The 292-nt window shown below is 31.8% G+C and carries 1 protein-coding gene; it reads right to left on the bottom strand.

Annotated elements, in window-relative coordinates:
- A partial coding sequence (locus tag GJV76_RS15860) for a hypothetical protein (RefSeq protein WP_394367081.1) occupies positions 1-292 on the bottom strand: 292 nt, incomplete at both ends.

The following is a 292-nucleotide window of genomic DNA, read 5'->3' on the forward strand; positions in this document are numbered from 1 at the left end:
CAACTTAACCTCAGATGTGTTTTCTGTAGCTGATTGATCTGTTAAACTACTATAAGCTTGTACATTCTTAATTTTTGTTATAAACTCATTATTATTAAAGATCTTATCAACAAAATCCTGATTCTCAGTAAGCTCTGTAAGGAATGTTTCATTCTTAGCTATATCCGCTACAGCCATATGTACAGAGTTACCGTCACTGTCTATAATTACTAAGCTTGCTACTCCTTCAACGTCTTTTAATTCAAACGTTTTATTAACTGTATTTAAACTACTCCAGTCTATCTCTGTCTTA

Source organism: Myroides albus (assembly GCF_009711045.1).
Lineage (GTDB): Bacteria > Bacteroidota > Bacteroidia > Flavobacteriales > Flavobacteriaceae > Flavobacterium > Flavobacterium album_A.